Below are 16356 nucleotides of genomic sequence, written 5' to 3'. Positions count from 1 at the left end.
CCAGCAGGCAAGGCGCCATTCCCCATGACGATGAACCAGAACTCCTTCGATTTCGACGACCCGCAATCGGCTCCCCAGCCCGCCCCCGGCGGCGGGGGCAGCGACGACGGCAACAGCCTGACCCTGGCCCACTATGCCGAGCGCGCCTACCTCGAGTACGCGCTCTCCGTGGTCAAGGGCCGCGCGCTGCCGGACGTATGCGACGGCCAGAAGCCGGTGCAGCGCCGCATCCTGTACTCGATGGAGCGCATGGGGCTGTCCTTCACCACGGCCAGCGGCCCCAAGGCGGTCAAGAGCGCCCGCGTGGTCGGTGACGTGCTGGGCCGCTTCCACCCGCACGGTGACCAGGCCGCCTACGACGCCCTGGTGCGCATGGCCCAGGACTTCAGCCAGCGCTACCCGCTGATCGACGGCCAGGGCAACTTCGGCAGCCGTGACGGCGACGGCGCGGCGGCCATGCGCTACACGGAAGCCCGCCTGGCGCCCATCACCCGGCTGCTGCTGGACGAGATCGACGAGGGCACGGTGGACTTCGTGCCCAACTACGACGGCTCCACCCAGGAGCCCCGCCAGCTGCCCGCGCGCCTGCCCTTCGTGCTGCTCAATGGCGCGTCCGGCATCGCGGTGGGCCTGGCCACCGAGGTGCCGAGCCACAACCTGCGCGAGGTGGCGGCCGCAGCGGTCGCCCTGCTGAAGAACGAGAAGCTCAGCGACGAAGAGCTGTTCAGCCACCTGCCGGGCCCCGACTATCCCGGCGGCGGCCAGCTGATCTCCTCGCCCGAGGACATCCAGGCCGCCTACCGCAGCGGCCGCGGCTCGCTGAAGCTGCGCGCCCGCTGGAAGATCGAGGACCTGGCCCGCGGCCAGTGGCAGCTGGTGGTCACCGAGCTGCCGCATGGCACCTCCTCGCAGAAGGTGCTGGAGGAGATCGAGGAGCTGACCAACCCCAAGATCAAGGCCGGCAAGAAGGCCCTGACGGCGGACCAGCAGCAGCTCAAGGCCTCCATCCTGGCCGTGCTGGACGGCGTGCGCGACGAGTCCAGCAAGGATGCCCCGGTGCGCCTGGTGTTCGAGCCCAAGAGCCGCACGGTGGAACAGCAGGAGCTCATCACCCAGCTGCTGGCCCACACCAGCCTGGAGAGCAGCGCCTCGATCAACATGACCATGATCGGCGCCGATGGCCGGCCCACGCAGAAGAGCCTGCGCCAGATCCTGACCGAATGGCTGGGCTACCGCATGGCCACGGTCCAGCGCCGCACCCAGCACCGCCTGGACAAGGTCCTGGACCGCATCCACGTGCTGGAAGGCCGCCAGCTGGTGCTGCTGAACATCGACGAGGTGATCCGCATCATCCGCAACAGCGACGAGCCCAAGGCCGCGCTGATCGAGCGCTTCAAGCTCTCGGACCGCCAGGCCGAGGACATCCTCGAGATCCGGCTGCGCCAGCTGGCGCGGCTCGAGGCCATCAAGATCGAGCAGGAGCTCAAGGCCCTGCGCGAGGAGCAGAACAAGCTGCAGGACATCCTGGACAACCCCAGCGTGCTCAAGCGCACCGTGGTCAAGGAGATCGAGGGCGACGCCAAGACCTATGGCGACGAGCGCCGCACGCTGATCCAGGAAGAGAAGAAGGCCGTGGCCGAGATCAAGGTGGTGGACGAGCCGGTCACGGTGGTCGTCTCCATGAAGGGCTGGGTGCGGGCGCTGAAGGGGCATGAGGTCGACCCGGCCGCGCTGTCCTTCAAGTCGGGCGACCAGCTCTATGGCACCTTCCCCTGCCGCAGCGTCGATCCCCTGATCGTCTTCGGCAGCAATGGCCGCGTGTACTCGGTGCCCGTTTCGGCCCTGCCGGGCGGGCGCGGCGACGGCCAGCCCATCACCACGCTGATCGAGCTGGAGAGCGGCACGCAGATCGTCCACTACTGGGCCGCTGCCAGCGCGCAGCGCCTGGTGCTGGCCAACACGGGCGGCTTCGGCCTCATCGCGCAAGTGGGTGACCTGATCAGCCGCCAGAAGGCCGGCAAGACCTTCCTGAGCCTGGAAGGCGAGGAAAAGCCGCTGCCGCCCAGCCCCGTGCCGGGTGGCGAGGTGCTGGGCGTGCAGCTGGCCTGCCTCTCGCTGGGCGGCCGTCTGCTGACCTACGCGCTCGACGAACTCAAGCACCAGCCCAAGGGCGGCCGCGGCCTGACCCTCATGGAACTGGAGGGCAAGGACCTGCTGCTGAGCGTGGCCGCCTTCACCCAGACCCTGCAGGTGCTGGGCTCGGGCCGCGGCGGCAAGCCCAAGGAGGAGCTGCTCAAGGGCGCCGGCCTGGCGGGCTACGCCGGCAAGCGCGCGCGCAAGGGCAAGCCGGTCGAGGGCCTGCAGAAGGTCGCCCGCGTGCTGGCGGGCTGATCCCAGGGGCTGGACAGGGATAATCCGCGCGATGACCGATTCCCAGACCCGCGCCGCGGCCCTGCCCGAGCAGGACGCCGCGGCCGAGCGCTTTGATGACGCCACCGAGGCGCCCCGCTTCGAGGACTACTTCCGCGAGGGCGCCGTGCCCGGCGAGGCCCTGCTGTGGTGGCAGCTGGAGCGCAACGAGCCCCTGATCCAGGCCATGCGGGCCCTGTTCCACGGGCCTGCAGCCCTGGTGCGCCTGCGCCTGTGGGTCTTCATGGAGCTGATGGCGCTCCCCGAATCCCGCCTGCCGCGCGACACCCTCAACCGCCACTTCCATGCCCTGCGCGACGAGGCGCTGGAACTGGTGCTCAAGCGCCTGCGCGAGGCCCAGCTGCTGGCCTGGGACGGCTCCAACCAGCAGTACACCATCACCCCGCTGGCCCAGCAGCTGGTGGGCCTGCTCTCGCCGCTGACTGTGGCGGGCGAGCAGGACGCCGACCTCGCCGCGCTGCTGGCCAATGTGGCCGGCGCCCACCAGCTGGGCACGCTGGACCCCGCTCAGCTGCATCACCTGCAGGCCCAGCTGGCACGGCTGTACGACGAGTTCGCCGACGCCATCGCCAGCGGCTCCGAGTTCCATCTGCGGCGCGCCCGCCAGCGTTTCGAGCGGGCGCTCGGGCTGGTGGAGCGGGCCAGCGAGGCGCTCTCGGCCATCATCGAGCAGGCCCAGGCGGACGGCAACGCGCGCCTGGAGCGCCTGGCCCGCGAGCTGGGCCTGGCCCAGGCCCGCCTGCTGGCCATGGCCAGCCAGTTCAACCGCGCGCTGCAGCAGGTGGACCGCCAGCGCGTGACCCTGGGCTCCACCGGCATCACCACGACCGACGTGCGGCGCTGGCTGCAGAACGTGCCCTTCCTGGAGAACCTCAGCCTGGGTGCGCTCTCCCGCCCCGTGCTGCCGGTGATGGTGGCCCAGCACGAGCTGCTGGACACCTGCGAGGCCGAATTCGAGCGCGACCGCCCCAAGCCGCCCACCCCCGAGCCGCTGCCGGCCGGCCTGGTCGCCCCCGAAGGCCAGCTGGCCGTGATGAGCCTGCCCGAAGACCTCGCCGGCATGCAGACCCTGCTGGGCCGGTGGCAGTCCGAGGGCCGTGGCGCGCAAGACCTGACCCCCGCCGTGCTGGGCGGCAGCTATGCCCGCGCGGCCTACCGCGCCCAGCTGCTGCCTTTGCTCGGTGACCCCCAGGCCCAGCATCTGCAGGGCGCGACCGGCGACATGGCCCGCCAGCCCTGGCGCGTGCGCTGGTCCGTCGAGCAGGGTGAGGTCGAGGACGAATTCGTCAAGTGGATGAGCCGCGGCCATCTGCTGCCGGTCGACGAGGAGGGGCAGGTGATGCTGCCCCCTGAACTGGCTGCCAACACCGCCGCGCCCACCGAACCCACTGCCGCCCCCGGCCCCGCATCCGAATCATGAGCAATACCCTGGACGACGCGGCCCACCTGGCTGCGCAACTGATCGCCCGCCGCTGGCTGCCCCGCAGCCACCCGCTGGTGCGCCGCGCCCTGATCGACACCGAGCTCTGGGCCGCCCTCAACGACCGCCTGGCGGCCGTGGGCCTGAAGCTGGTCGAGAACCTCTACGCCGACCACATCACCGTGGCCATGCTGCGCCCGGCCGAGGTGGCCGTGTTCGGCGAGACGGGGCTGGCCTCCAACAACAACCTGGACCTGCCGCGCGACGGCGTGGCCCTGCTGGTGGTGCTGTGGTCCCTGATCATCCTGCCCAAGCGCCAGCGCCAGATCGCCCGCACCGAGGCGCAGGCCGAAGGGCAGGGCGAGATGTTCGCCACGGACAAGCCGCTGCCGCTGGCCTCCAGCGTGTCGCCCACGCTGTCCTACCGCAGCCTGCTGGCCGACTTCGGCAACCAGCTGGGCAAGAAGATGCGCCTGGACGCCAACCTCAAGCTGCTGGAGCGCAACGGCTTCATCACCCGCCGCGCCGAGGACATCGCCGAGGGCCCGCTGCTGGACCTGCTGCTGGACTACGACGTGCTCGCCCCGCGCGTGCTGGATGGCTCTCTGGCCGATGTGCTGGCCCGCGCCACCGACCCGCTGGCAGGCCCGGCGATCAACGCCATCATCGCCAAGCGCAACGAGCCTGAGCCTGAGCCTGAGCCCGAGCCTGAACAAGACATGAACGACGCCGCCCCCACCCAGGCGGGCGACGCGCCGGAGACGCACTGATGTTTCACCTGCAATCGCTGGAACTGCTGCACTGGGACTACTGCCGCCGCGTCTCCATGCCGCTGGACGGCAACATCATCACCATCGCCGGCCCCAACGGCTCGGGCAAGACCACGCTGCTGGATGCCATGCGCACCCTGCTGGGCCTGGAGTGCTCGGGCGGCCGCACCTACAAGACCTACGCCCGCCACGCCAACGCCGAGACCGCCTGGCTGCGCGCCCTGGTGGACAACCGCCCGCGCGGCCGTCAGAACAGCAGCCGGCCCTTCGCCAGCTCGCTGCTGTATGCCGACCAGGTGACGCTGGCCTGCCGCATCGAGCGCCACGGCGGGGACTGGCAGCGCCGCTACCTGCTGGTCGACGGCGTCCATGAGATCGAGGCCCTGGCCGAGCGTGCCGAAAAGGACTGGCTGGGCATCGAGGCCTGGAAGAAGCGCCTGGAGGCCGCCGGCCTGACCCGCGCCATCGGCCGCGTGCTGGCCCTGGAGCAGGGCCAGACCGACCGGCTGTGCGAGCTGAGCCCCAAGGAGCTGCTGCGCCTCGTGTTCGAGGTCTTCGGCGACCAGGAGGTGCTGGACCGCTACGACCAGGCCCGCAGCCACCAGCAGCAGCTGAGCAAGGAAGTGGAGCAGGCGGCGCATGAGCTGTCCCACACCCAGGCCCAGCTGTCTGACCTCGCCAACCGCGTCAACAGCTACCAGCAGTACCAGCTGCGGCTGAAGGAGCGCGAGCGCCTGGCCACCGAGGTGGTGCCGGTGCTGCAGTGGTCCGAAGGGCGGCTGCGCACGGCCCAGGCCCTGCGCGAGCTGCACCGCCAGCGCCTCTTCGCCTCGGGCGACCAGCGCAATATGGCCGCCAAGCGCGCCGAGCTGCATGCGCTGTTCGAGAAGCACGAGAACGCCAAGGCCGAGCTGCAGGACCTCGAGCGCCAGCGCAAGGAGGCCCGCGCCGCCTTCGACGCCGCCCGCGAGGCCGAGCGCCCCGCCGAGCTGCTGGCCAAGCGGGAGGAGGAGCTCAAGGCCCTGTCGGCCGTCGAGGCCGATGCCAAGGAGCTGACCGCCCGCCTGGAAGACCTGGGCAACCGCCAGCACGCGCTGCGCGAGAGCTACACCCGCACCAATGACCAGGCCCGCAAGGCCCAGGCCGCGATGGACGCGCTGCAAGGCCAGCGCCTGCCGCCGCCGCCACCCGAGGTCACGCGCTTCCGCAAGGCGCTGGACGACGCCGGCATCGGCCACCATGTGCTGGCCGACTGCATCGACATCGCCGACGAAGCCTGGCGCGCCGCGGCCGAAGGTTTCCTGCGGCCCTCGCGCTGGGTGGTGGTGCTGGAGCGCTCGGGCGACGAGTCCCGCGCCTTCGCCCTGGCCGCCAAGGAGCGCTACCGCCATTACGTGGTGGGCGACAGCGAGCACGTGCCCTCCGTGGTGCCCAAGGACAGCCTGCTCTCGGCGCTGAAGGTCAGCGCCAGGCTGCCGGGCTGGCTGATCCGCCAGCTGGGCGGCATCCGCTGCGTCAAGGACACCGAGGCCGGCCGCGACGCCGGCGGCGAATGGATCACCCCCGACGCCTACTACCGCGACGGCCGCGGCGGCCGCAGCCTGTGGGTGGAGCCGCGCGAGTACCAGTTCGGCGTCTCCGCGCTGGATTCGCGCCGCCAGTCCCTGGAGCGCGAGCTGGCCCGCTACGACGGCGAGCTGACCCGCATCGCCAAGGAGCAGGCCGAGGTCGAGCGCCAGCTGAAGGACGCGCAGCGCGCGGCCCAGGGCCACAAGGCGGCGCTGGAGCTGTCCGAGCGTTCCGACGAGTTCGCCGAATGCCGCGCCCGCATGCCGGCGCTGCGCCAGGCCCGCGTCGAGGCCGCGACCCGCATGGCACAGCTGGACCAGGCGCACGACCGCGCCCTGGCCCAGGTCACGCGCAGCGAGCGCGACTACGAGTCCGCGCAAGGCTCGCTCAAGGCCAGCGAGGAGAACGTGCTGCGTGGCCAGCGTGACCAGGAAGGCCGGCTGCGCGAGCTCAAGGCCGCAGCGAAGGCCTCGCGCGAGGCGCGAGCCAAGTTCCCGTCCAGCTGGACCCAGCCGGCCCGCGTGGCCGCGCTGCGGGACGAGTTCGAGAACGCCAAGCAGGCCGAGATCGCCATGCGCCATGTGCAGCAGGAGCTGGACACCGGCCTCAACGCCGGCACCTGGGAGACCGACCCGGCCGTGGCCGACCGCCATACCCGCATGCACCTCTCCGTGCTGGAGCAGACCACGCAGCTGGAGGACCGGCGCGCCAGCAACGAGATGGCCCGCATCGCCGCCTTCAATGCCCGCGAGCGCTACATCGACGTGCTGCGCGCCACCGTGCGCCGCTACAAGAAGAACGTGCAGGAGCTGGGCGAGCTGGCCGGCGTCATCGCCCAGGCCGAGCTGCCGCACCTGGACAACGACGACCTCGTGCTGGCCCAGGCCGGCCTGCACGTGCGCTTCAACTTCGACGGCAAGGGCGAGGTCGGCCTCAACGACGGCGAGGCCTCGGGCGGCCAGCAGGTGCTCAAGAGCCTGATCCTGCTGGTGGGCCTGATGAAGGACGACGACAGCCCCGGCGGCTTCGTCTTCATCGACGAGCCCTTCGCCCACCTGGACGTGCGCAACATCCAGCTGGTCGGCCACTTCCTGCGCTCCACGCGGGCCCAGTACCTGCTGACCACGCCGATCACGCACAACGTGGAGGTCTTCGAACCCTCGGAGATCACCCTCGTGACCAGCAAGAAGCCGCGCGGCGAGCGCTGGGCGCCGCCCATCGCGGTGCTGGCGCGGCGGCCGGAGAAGTCGATCTACGACTGAGCAGGAGCAAAGGGCGCCGCGGCGCCCTTTTTGCTGCCTGAGCCCTGCCGCGGCTCAGTTCCGCGCGTGGGTCACGCGGTACTCGCTCACCCCGGGCAGATCGCCCAGGCGGCTGGAGAAGCGGGTGAGCGTCTCGCCCCGGTAGTTGCGCTTGGCGGTGCAGACAAAGCGCCATTCCTCGTGCTTGCCCATGCGCTCGATGCTCAGCGAGCCGGGCGCGAAGCGGTAGCCCAGCTGCTCGGTGAAGGCGGCCAGCTCGGCCTGGCTGAAGTGCCGGCCGTCCACGCCGCGCATCATCACCGAGATGGCCGGGTGCGAGGGCAGGGCGGACTCCAGCTTGGCGCCCCACATCATCAGGCTGGCGCACAGCAGCGTGAGCGAGATGGCCGCGAAGTAGAAGCCCATGCCCAGCAGGATGCCGATGGCCGAGGCCGACCACAGCGAGGCCGCGGTGGTCAGCCCGGAGATGTTCATGCCCTCGCGCATGATCACGCCGGCGCAAAGGAAACCGATGCCGGTGACCACGCCCTGGATCACGCGGGTGGGGTCGGCGATCAGCGGGGCCGCGCCGCCCGCCACATGGCCACCGAACCACTGCTGCGGGTAGGCCAGCAGGATCACCACGCCCGTCGAGGCCATGCACACCAGCGCGTAGGTGCGCATGCCCGCGGCCCGGCCGTGGAAGGCGCGCTCGTAGCCGAGGATCAGCCCCAGCAGCATCGCGCCCATCAGGTGCAGCAGCATCAGCACATTGGCTTGCCACTGCTCGGCGGTCCAGTAGCGCAGCAGTTGGTCCAGGTCCAGCAGGCTCATGGGGTGATCTTGTCAGCGTGCAGGGCGCACCATGGCCTGACCATAGTCCTGCGCCGTGTGGCGAACAAGCCGAAGAGTGGCGAAATTGCCGCTTTGCTTGCGCTTCAGAAGCTCCATTGCGGCTTGGCCACCATCAGCCAGAAGATGAGGGGCATGGCCGCGAAGGCCGGGTAGCCCAGGCCCTCCCACCAGCGCGCATAGCGCCAGTAGCGCGCCGGCAGGGGCTCGCCACGGGCCAGCGCGGTCTCGGCCATGTCCCGCATGCGCAGCTGCAGCCACACCACGGGCAGCCAGCAGCCGCCGGCCACGACGAACAGGAGGAGGGCCGCCAGCAGCCAGGGCGTGTCCAGCGGCCAGCCGGCCAGGTGGGCCATCCAGAGCCCGGTCAGCGGCTGCACGATCACGGTGGGCGTGGTGAACCAGGTGTCGGCCTTGACGACCATGCGGCACACGGCGGCCTGCGTCTCCAGCGAGCCCGTCCGGTTGGCGAAGAAGAGGTAGAAGGCCGAGCCGAAGCCCGTGCCCGCCAGCAGCACGCTGGAGATCACGTGCAGGGTCTTCAGGATCAGGTATTCACTCATGGTCGGGGGTCAGGTCTTGCAGGATCAGGAGCAGGGCGGCAATGGGCAGGTTCTTGCCCAGCGGGCCCAGAGGATGCAGCCACAGCGCGGGCTGCAGCACGGTGGCGACGAGCGTCATCAGCGCCATCAGGACCAGGCAGGCCCGGTAGACCCAGGGCCGGTCCCAGCGCCACAGGGCCAGGCCCAGCAGGGCGTCGGCCGCGCTGCCGGCGGCGATGGCCGCGCCGTGCCAGGCCGGCGGCAGCGGCGTGCCGCTCAGCAGCGCGTGCGAAATGCCTTGCCAGTCCAGCAGGCTGACCCCGGCCGTGCCCAGCCACAGGGCCACGAGGCTGGCGCGCGCCCAGCGGCGGTGGCTCGGATTCATGCGGGCGCGCCTTCGAGCACCGAGCGCGGCGCACGACCCAGCAGGGCCTGCAGCGGCGCGGCGTCCGCGATGTTGTCGGCGCCCAGGAGGGCCAGGGTCTCGCTGCCCCAGGGCTGGCGCGGGCAGAGATCGCCCATGCGGGCGGAGGCGGTGCCCAGGGCGGCCGGCAGCACCAGCAATTGGGCGGGCCGGCCTCCGTGCGTCTGCCGCAGCGCGGCGATGAAGTCGGGCAGGGTGTAGCGCGCGGGGCCGACCAGGTCCAGCGTGGCGGGCAGCGGCCCCGGCGCGTCCAGCAGGCGGACGCAGGCCTGGGCCAGGTCCTCCACCCGGATGGGCTGGATGCGCGGGCTCACCGCCTGTGCGGGCCAGGGAAGCCACGGCAGGCGGGCCAGGCGCTGGAAGAGGGCAGTGCTGGCGCCGCCCTCGCCAAAGACCACGCTGGGGCGCAGCACGCAGGCGTCCAGCCGGCCCTCGGCACGCAGGGCCAGCAGCGCGGCCTCGGCCTGGCGCTTGCTCTGGGCGTAGCGGGTGCGGCTGTCGGGCGGCATCAGGGCCGAGACCTGCAGCACCCGGCGCACGCCCGTGTTGGCGCAGGCGCTGAAGAGCGCCGCGGGCACGGCATGGTGGATGGCGTCCATGGACTGCCCGGCCTGCTCGCGCAGCACGCCCACGGCGTTGATCACGGCCTCGCAGTCGGCCACGCGGGCATGCCAGGGCTCGGGGCGGGTGTCGCGGCTGAAGTCCATGGGGCAGGGTTCGACGCCCGCGGGCAGGGGGGCCGTCGAGCCCGCGCGAACGCCGGCCCGCACCGTGAAGCCCGCCTGCAGCAGGGCCTGGACGATGTGCCGGCCGATGAAGCCCCGGGCCCCGCACACCAGGACGCGACGCACGGGGCCGTTCATGAGCGACCCTCCGGCGACCGCTCGCAGGCGCCGTCGCTGCAGCGGGGCTGCGCTGCGGCGCGCTGGGCCGCACGCCGGGCCGCACGCTCGAACAGGCCCCGGATCAGCGAGCGCGGCAGGCGGTAGCGGTTGCGCACCACCCAGGGGTAGGCCCGGTCGGCGATCGGGCGGATCAGCGGATGGATCAGCAGCCGGCTCACCCAGGGCAGGCCCACGGCACGGTAGGCCGCCTCGAACAGATCCACCGCGCGCAAGACCTGACCCCCGGCGCCGACGCCATGGATGACGTTCATCAGCGCCGCCCGGTCCGCGCCGGGCACGGGGGAGACGAAGTCCGCGGGGCTGCAGTCCACGAAGCTCAGGCGGCCGTGGGTGTCCCGCAGCTGGAGGTTGCGGATCTCGGCGCTGCAGAGCTGGCAGGAGCCATCGAAGTAGATCGTCAGCGGGTACAGCGCTTCAGGCGTGTCGGTGGTATTCATTTGTCTGATATTTCGGTAGTGACAGAAATTGAGAGACAAAAAAGGGGCGCCGGAGCGCCTCAGGCGGTGCCGCCCGGCTTGCTCTCGCCGCGCACGAACTTCTGCACGCTGGCGCCCATCTTCAGCACCTTCTCCAGCGTGCTGGGCGAGAGGCGCAGCATTTCCTCGGACCAGGAGCCCAGGGTGTCCATGAAGCGCAGGGCCTCGCGGACGCGGTCCTGGGCATCCGGGCTTTCGCTGGCGAAGGCCGGGTCGGCCACGATCTCGCTGAGCACGCGCACGGTGGGGTCGAACTCGCGCTCCTTGCGCTCGCGCACGATGGTGCGGAACAGCTCCCAGACGTCGACCGAGGTCTCGAAGAAGTCGCGCCGGTCGCCCAGCTGGTGGGTCACCCGGATCAGCTGCCAGTTCTGCAGCTCCTTGAGGCTGGTGCTGACGTTGGAGCGGGCGACGTTGAGGGTGTCGGCGATCTCCTCGGCGTTCAGCGGCCGGCCGTGGAAGAAGAGCAGAGCGTGGATCTGGGCCACGGTGCGGTTGACCCCCCAGGCGGTGCCCATTTCTCCCCAGTGGACGATGAATCGACGTGCGCTGCTGCTGAGTTCCATGGCTGGCAGTCTAGGGCATCTGTAATTTCTGTCAACACAGAAATTAGCGGGCTGTGAACCCGTGGGGCGGGGCTGGGACAATAGCGCCATGAGCCTCAAAGCCCCCGAACTCCTTCTCCCGGCCGGTTCCCTGGCCAAGATGCGCGCCGCCTACGACTTCGGCGCCGACGCCGTCTACGCCGGCCAGCCGCGCTATTCCCTGCGTGCCCGCAACAACGAATTCCGCCTGGAGCAGATCGCCCAGGGCATCGAAGAGGCCCACCAGCGCGGCAAGAAGTTCTTCGTCACCAGCAACCTGATCGCCCACAACGACAAGGTCCGCACCTATCTGCGGGACATCCAGCCCGTGGTCGAGCTCAAGCCCGACGCCCTGATCATGGCCGACGCCGGCCTGATCATGCAGGTGCTGGACCAGATGGAGCGCGGCCTCTTCCCCAAGGTGCCCGTCCACCTCTCCGTGCAGGCCAACACCACCAACTGGGCCGCCGTGAAGTTCTGGCAGAAGGCCGGGGTGGAGCGCATCATCCTCTCGCGCGAGCTGAGCCTGGATGAGGTCGAGGCCATCCGCAACGAGTGCCCGGACATGGAGCTGGAGGTCTTCGTGCACGGCGCGCTGTGCATCGCCTACTCGGGCCGCTGCCTGCTCTCGGGCTACTTCAACCGCCGCGATCCCAATCAGGGCACCTGCACCAACGCCTGCCGCTGGGAGTACGGCACGACGGCGGCCAGCGAGGAATCGGCGTCCGGCGAGGCCATCCCGGTGGGCAAGCTCGAGGCCGACTTCAACTTCGCCGAAGCCCAGGCCGAGGCCGAGAGCAGCTTCTCCACCTGCGGCGGCGGCCAGCGCCACCCGGCGGCGGACAAGGTCTACTTCCTCGAGGAGAAGGGCCGTCCCGGCGAGCTCATGCCCATCATGGAAGACGAGCACGGCACCTACATCCTGAACAGCAAGGACCTGCGCGCCGTCGAGCATGTGGAGCGCCTGGCGCGCATCGGCGTGGACTCGCTGAAGATCGAGGGTCGCACCAAGAGCCTCTACTACGTGGCCCGCACGGCCCAGGTCTACCGCCGCGCCATCGACGACGCCGTGGCCGGCCGACCCTTCAATCCCGAGCTGCTGCTGGAGCTCGAGGGCCTGGCCAACCGCGGCTACACCGGCGGCCTGCTGGAGCGCCGGCCAGCCCAGGACTACCAGAACTACATCAGCGGCCACAGCGAGCTGCACCGCAGCCATTTCGTGGGCGAGGTGACCGGCGTGCGCGAGGACGGCTGGGTGCAGGTCCAGGCCAAGAACCGCTTCGCCGTGGGGGACCGTGTCGAGCTGCTGCACCCGAGCGGCAATCGCATCGTCGAGCTGACCCAGATGCAGAACCTGGACGGCGAGCCCGTTCAGGTGGCGCCTGGCGACCCGGTGCGGGTCTGGGTGCCGCTGGGCCTGCCGGCGGAGGGCGGCCTGCTGGCGCGCCTGCTCTGATCGGGTCAGGCGCGATGGGCCGAAGGGGCCAGTCGGCCCTTCATCGGCAGGCCGCAGTCGCCGCACAGACTGCCTGCTTTTTTGCGGCAGCAGACCGCCAGGAGACAGCATGGCCCCCGATTCCCTCGACCCTTCCGACATCAGCGAGACCGGCGTGAACACCTCGCGCCGCGGCCTGTTGCTGGGCGCGGCGGCGGCCCTGTCCTCCTCGCCCGGCTTCGCCCAGACCATCGCCCGCGCCCTGGCCGTGCCGGCACAGCGCCTCAGCGGCGGCCTGGGCGACATCGAGCATGTGGTCTTCCTGATGCAGGAGAACCGCTCCTTCGACCATTACTTCGGCAGCCTGGGCGGCGTGCGCGGCTTCAGTGATCCGCGTGCCGTGCCCTTGCCCTCTGGCAAGCCCGTCTGGCAACAGCCCAGCAGCGCTGCGGTGGGCACGGCGGACGTCACGCCCTACCACTTCGACGTGCGCAACACCAATGCGCTGCGCGTGGGCCTGGACCATTCCTGGAAGGGCAGCCAGGCCGCCTGGAAGGACTGGAACGCCTGGGTGCCCAGGAAGGGCGCGCGCTGCATGGGCTTCTTCAACCGCCAGGATCTGCCCTTCTACTACGCGCTGGCGGACGCCTTCACCGTCTGCGACGCCTACCACTGCTCGATCTTCGGGCCCACCGACCCCAACCGCTTCTATGCCCTCAGCGGCCACTGCGGCGGCGTGGTGACGGGCATCGGCGACTCGCGGCTCTACAACGTCACCGGCGGCATCTACAACGCCGACATCGCCAATGACAACAGCGCCGCCAGCGGCATCAGCTGGCCCAGCTACGCCGAGCAGCTGGACGGCCTGGGCGTGAGCTGGAAGGTCTACCAGGAGTGGGACAACTACGGCGACAACTACCTCCAGTACTTCCGCCGCTACCGCGTGGACGCCAGCGGCGCGAAGCTGACCCCGGCCTCGCCCCTCTACCAGCGCGCGCGGGCCATGGCGGCGGGCTCGGGGCCGGGCAACGTGGGCAGCACGAGCGGGCAGTACCTGATCGACGCCTTTGCCAAGGATGCGCGGGAAGGGCGGCTGCCGGCGGTCTCCTGGATCTGCGCGCCCACCGAGTACTGCGAGCACCCGGAGCAGACGCCCAATGCCGGCGAGCACTTCACGGCGCGCCTCCTGGCCGCGCTGGTGGATCAGCCCCAGGTTTGGGCCAAGACCCTGCTGGTGCTGACCTACGACGAGAACGACGGCTTCTTCGACCACATGCCCGCGCCCGTGCCGCCTCTGAGCAGCGCCCAGGGGCGCAGCACCGTCAGCACCGCCGGCGAGACCTACGGCAGCGAGCCCATCGGCCTGGGGCCCCGTGTGCCCATGCTGCTGATCTCGCCCTTCACCAAGGGTGGCCGCGTGAATTCGCAGCTGGCGGACCACACCTCGCTGATCCGCCTGCTCGAGGAATGGCTGGTGCAGGGGCGCGGCCTGCCGCGCGAGCGCGTGCAATGCCCCCACATCAGCCCCTGGCGCCGCGCCGTGTGCGGTGACCTCCTGAGCGCGCTGCAGCTGGGCACCGCGGATGCGCGCTGGCCCGCCAGCGTGCCCCTGAGCGCCAGCTACCCCCGCACCTGGGGCACGCGCGACGCCCTGCCGCCCGCGCTGCAGCCCCTGCCCGCCCAGGAGGTCGTGCCCGGCTCGCCGCGGCCGGCCTGCCCGCTGCCCTATCGCTCCGTGGTGACGGGTGCCGTGCAGGGCGATGCCCGCCAGTTTGCCCTGAGCTTCGCCAACCTCGGCAGCGTGGGCGCCAGCTTCATCGTCCAATCCCAGCTGCGCAGCGACGGGCCCTGGCACTACACCGTGGAGGCCGGCAAGCGGGTGGACGCTGAGGTGTGGAACTGGTCGGGCCCGGCCTACCACCTGCGGGTGCAGGGCGCCAACGGCTATCTGCGCGAGTTCGCGGGCGCGCTGGGCGCCGGCACGGCACGGGCGGACTTCAGCCTGGAAGAGGATCCCGCCAACGCCGGCGTGCGCCTGCGCCTGACCAATGCGGGCAGCCAGCCGATCCGCCTGACGCTCAAGGACTTGGCCTATGGCGATGCCGCCGTGCTCACCGTGGACCTCGCCCCCTCGCAGTCACGCGAGTTCAGCCGGCCGCTGTCCAACAGCCGCGGCTGGTACGACCTGGGGCTGACGGTCGAGGGCGATGCCCGCTTCTGGCGGCGCTTCGCGGGCCACCTCGAAGGCGCCGGACTGGACTTCAGCGATCCGGTGCTCAACGGGCAGGCGCTGGCCCAGCCCTCGCCGTCGCTGCCGGGCCTGCCCGCCGCCGCCCGCTTCGGCATCAGTGCCCTGCAATGCCGGGTGGGAGAGAGCGTCACGCTCAACTGGGTCAACCTGCCGGCGGGTGACAAGCACTGGATCGGCGTCTACCGCAAGGGCGACACGCCGGGCAGCACCTCCTCGCTCAAGTGGAACTATGTGAGCGCGCCGGCCGGCAGCCAGGCCCTGGGCGGGCTGCCCGCCGGTGACTACCTGCTGGGGCTGTTCCTCAACGACGGCTATGTCCAGGCGGCGCCGGCGCTGGCCCTGAGCGTGAAGTGAGCCGGACCGCCATGGCGCGCCCCTGCGTCCATCGCCGCCAGCTCCTGTGGCGCGGGACGGGGCTGCTAATGGCCTGGCCCGGCATCGCGGCTGCGGCCGATCCGGCGGGGCCGGAGGCCGCTGCGGCCGCCTGCGTGCAGTCGACCGCCCGGCTGGTGCGGGGCGAGCGGGTCGATCCGGGGCCTGCCGAGGGCTGCGGCGGGTCCGCCACGCCGGGCGTCTTCCAGGGCGCCTCCCTGGCCAAGCCCCTGGTGGCCACCCTGGTCTTGCGCCGGGTGCTGAAGGGGCAGCTGGACCTGGATCGCCCGCTCGACGCGCTCCTGCCCGAGGGCTACGCCCATCGACAGAACCTGTTCGCCCTTCGCGAGCCGCCGGTGCTGGACCCGGTGCCGCGGGACATGCTGGCCCGGATCACGGTTCGCCGGCTGCTGTCCCACACCGCCGGGCTGCCGAACTGGGCGGAGGGCAGGGCACTGCGCTTCGCTGTCGAGCCCGGCACGCGCTGGGTCTACTCGGGCGAGGGCTACGTGCTGCTGCAGCATCTGCTGCTGGGGCTGACGGGCCAGACGCTGCAGGCGCTGGCCGCGCAGGAGCTCTTCGGTCCGCTGGGCATGGCGGACAGTGCCTTCAGGCTCACCGAGCAGATCCGGCCCGCGCTGGTGGCGGGGCGCACGGCGTCGGGGCAGGTCCGCCAGCTGCGCTTTCCCCATGAGATCGCCGCGGCATCCCTCTACACCACGGCGGCCGACTACGCCCGCTTCCTGGCGGCGACCCTGGCGGACCGCGAGCTGCTGGCGCAGGTCACGACCTCGCCCGTGGCGGTTCCGGAGGTGCCGGGCGTGTCCTGGGGCCTGGGCTGGGGCCTGGAGCAGACACCGGGCCGCCGGGCGCTGTGGCAGTGGGGCGCCAATCCGGGCTTCCGTTCGCTGGCCATGGCCGAGCTGGAGTCCGGGAACGCGGTGGTGGCGCTGGTCGCGCAGGACAGCGGCATGGACCAGGCCAAGGCCCTGCTGCGCCAGGCGCTGCCCGGGCCGCATCCGGCACTGGCGCTCAAGCTGGTCAGCTGAGCAGGGGGTCAGGTCTTGCTCAACCTGGGCCTCAAG

The 16356-nt window shown here is 71.1% G+C and carries 13 protein-coding genes; 7 read left to right on the top strand and 6 right to left on the bottom strand.

What is annotated here, in order from left to right; translation table 11 throughout:
* The first annotated feature begins 24 nt into the window (after positions 1-24).
* Genes parC through O9Y01_RS21290 form a run of 4 tightly spaced genes read left to right on the top strand, consistent with a single transcriptional unit; the run spans position 25 to position 7451 of the window.
* Positions 25-2391: a DNA topoisomerase IV subunit A gene (parC, locus tag O9Y01_RS21305; RefSeq protein ID WP_269633661.1), complete on the top strand. Its 2367-nt coding sequence runs from the start codon at positions 25-27 to the stop codon at positions 2389-2391.
* A 31-nt stretch (positions 2392-2422) separates the two neighbouring features.
* Entirely contained in the window at positions 2423-3850 is a 1428-nt protein-coding gene (locus tag O9Y01_RS21300; RefSeq protein WP_269633660.1) for a hypothetical protein, read from the top strand.
* Positions 3847-4620 (top strand): hypothetical protein, encoded by a 774-nt coding sequence (locus tag O9Y01_RS21295; RefSeq protein WP_269633659.1) that lies wholly within the window; start codon positions 3847-3849, stop codon positions 4618-4620. The genes O9Y01_RS21300 and O9Y01_RS21295 overlap by 4 nt, the downstream gene beginning before the upstream one ends.
* A complete protein-coding gene (locus tag O9Y01_RS21290; RefSeq protein WP_269633658.1) occupies positions 4620-7451 on the top strand; it encodes an ATP-binding protein in 2832 nt (943 codons plus the stop codon). Before O9Y01_RS21295 ends, O9Y01_RS21290 begins: the two co-directional genes overlap by 1 nt.
* Before the next feature lie 54 nt (positions 7452-7505).
* On the opposite strand, the gene O9Y01_RS21285 is transcribed toward O9Y01_RS21290, so the two are convergent.
* From O9Y01_RS21285 to O9Y01_RS21260, 6 genes are all read right to left on the bottom strand, one after another.
* Positions 7506-8264: an MgtC/SapB family protein gene (locus O9Y01_RS21285; protein WP_269633657.1), complete on the bottom strand. Its 759-nt coding sequence runs from the start codon at positions 8262-8264 to the stop codon at positions 7506-7508.
* Positions 8265-8368: 104 nt separating this feature from the next.
* Positions 8369-8845: a DUF2269 family protein gene (locus tag O9Y01_RS21280; protein WP_269633656.1), complete on the bottom strand. Its 477-nt coding sequence runs from the start codon at positions 8843-8845 to the stop codon at positions 8369-8371.
* Positions 8838-9209, bottom strand: coding sequence for a DoxX-like family protein (locus tag O9Y01_RS21275; RefSeq protein ID WP_269633655.1), 372 nt, complete (start codon positions 9207-9209; stop codon positions 8838-8840). The genes O9Y01_RS21280 and O9Y01_RS21275 overlap by 8 nt, the downstream gene beginning before the upstream one ends.
* Positions 9206-10111 carry an NAD-dependent epimerase/dehydratase family protein gene (locus O9Y01_RS21270; protein ID WP_269633654.1) on the bottom strand — a complete coding sequence of 302 codons (906 nt, stop codon included), beginning with the start codon at positions 10109-10111 and terminating at the stop codon, positions 9206-9208. The genes O9Y01_RS21275 and O9Y01_RS21270 overlap by 4 nt, the downstream gene beginning before the upstream one ends.
* Positions 10108-10590 (bottom strand): thiol-disulfide oxidoreductase DCC family protein, encoded by a 483-nt coding sequence (locus O9Y01_RS21265; protein ID WP_269633653.1) that lies wholly within the window; start codon positions 10588-10590, stop codon positions 10108-10110. Before O9Y01_RS21265 ends, O9Y01_RS21270 begins: the two co-directional genes overlap by 4 nt.
* Positions 10591-10649: 59 nt before the next feature.
* Entirely contained in the window at positions 10650-11195 is a 546-nt protein-coding gene (locus O9Y01_RS21260) for a GbsR/MarR family transcriptional regulator (RefSeq protein ID WP_269633652.1), read from the bottom strand.
* Positions 11196-11283: 88 nt separating this feature from the next.
* On the opposite strand from O9Y01_RS21260, the gene trhP reads away from it, so the two are divergent.
* The 3 genes from trhP to O9Y01_RS21245 all read left to right on the top strand — a co-directional run bounded on the left by trhP (position 11284) and on the right by O9Y01_RS21245 (position 16320).
* Positions 11284-12669, top strand: a complete 1386-nt coding sequence (trhP, locus tag O9Y01_RS21255; protein WP_269633651.1) for a prephenate-dependent tRNA uridine(34) hydroxylase TrhP — start codon at positions 11284-11286, stop codon at positions 12667-12669.
* 109 nt (positions 12670-12778) lie between these two features.
* Entirely contained in the window at positions 12779-15253 is a 2475-nt protein-coding gene (locus O9Y01_RS21250) for a phosphocholine-specific phospholipase C (RefSeq protein WP_269633650.1), read from the top strand.
* Positions 15250-16320, top strand: a complete 1071-nt coding sequence (locus O9Y01_RS21245; protein ID WP_269633649.1) for a serine hydrolase domain-containing protein — start codon at positions 15250-15252, stop codon at positions 16318-16320. Before O9Y01_RS21250 ends, O9Y01_RS21245 begins: the two co-directional genes overlap by 4 nt.
* Positions 16321-16356: the final 36 nt, after the last annotated feature.

Origin of the sequence: Pelomonas sp. BJYL3 (genome assembly GCF_027257975.1) — a bacterium.
GTDB lineage: Bacteria > Pseudomonadota > Gammaproteobacteria > Burkholderiales > Burkholderiaceae_C > Roseateles_B > Roseateles_B flavus.
This window is presented reverse-complemented; position numbering and strand designations above follow the sequence as displayed.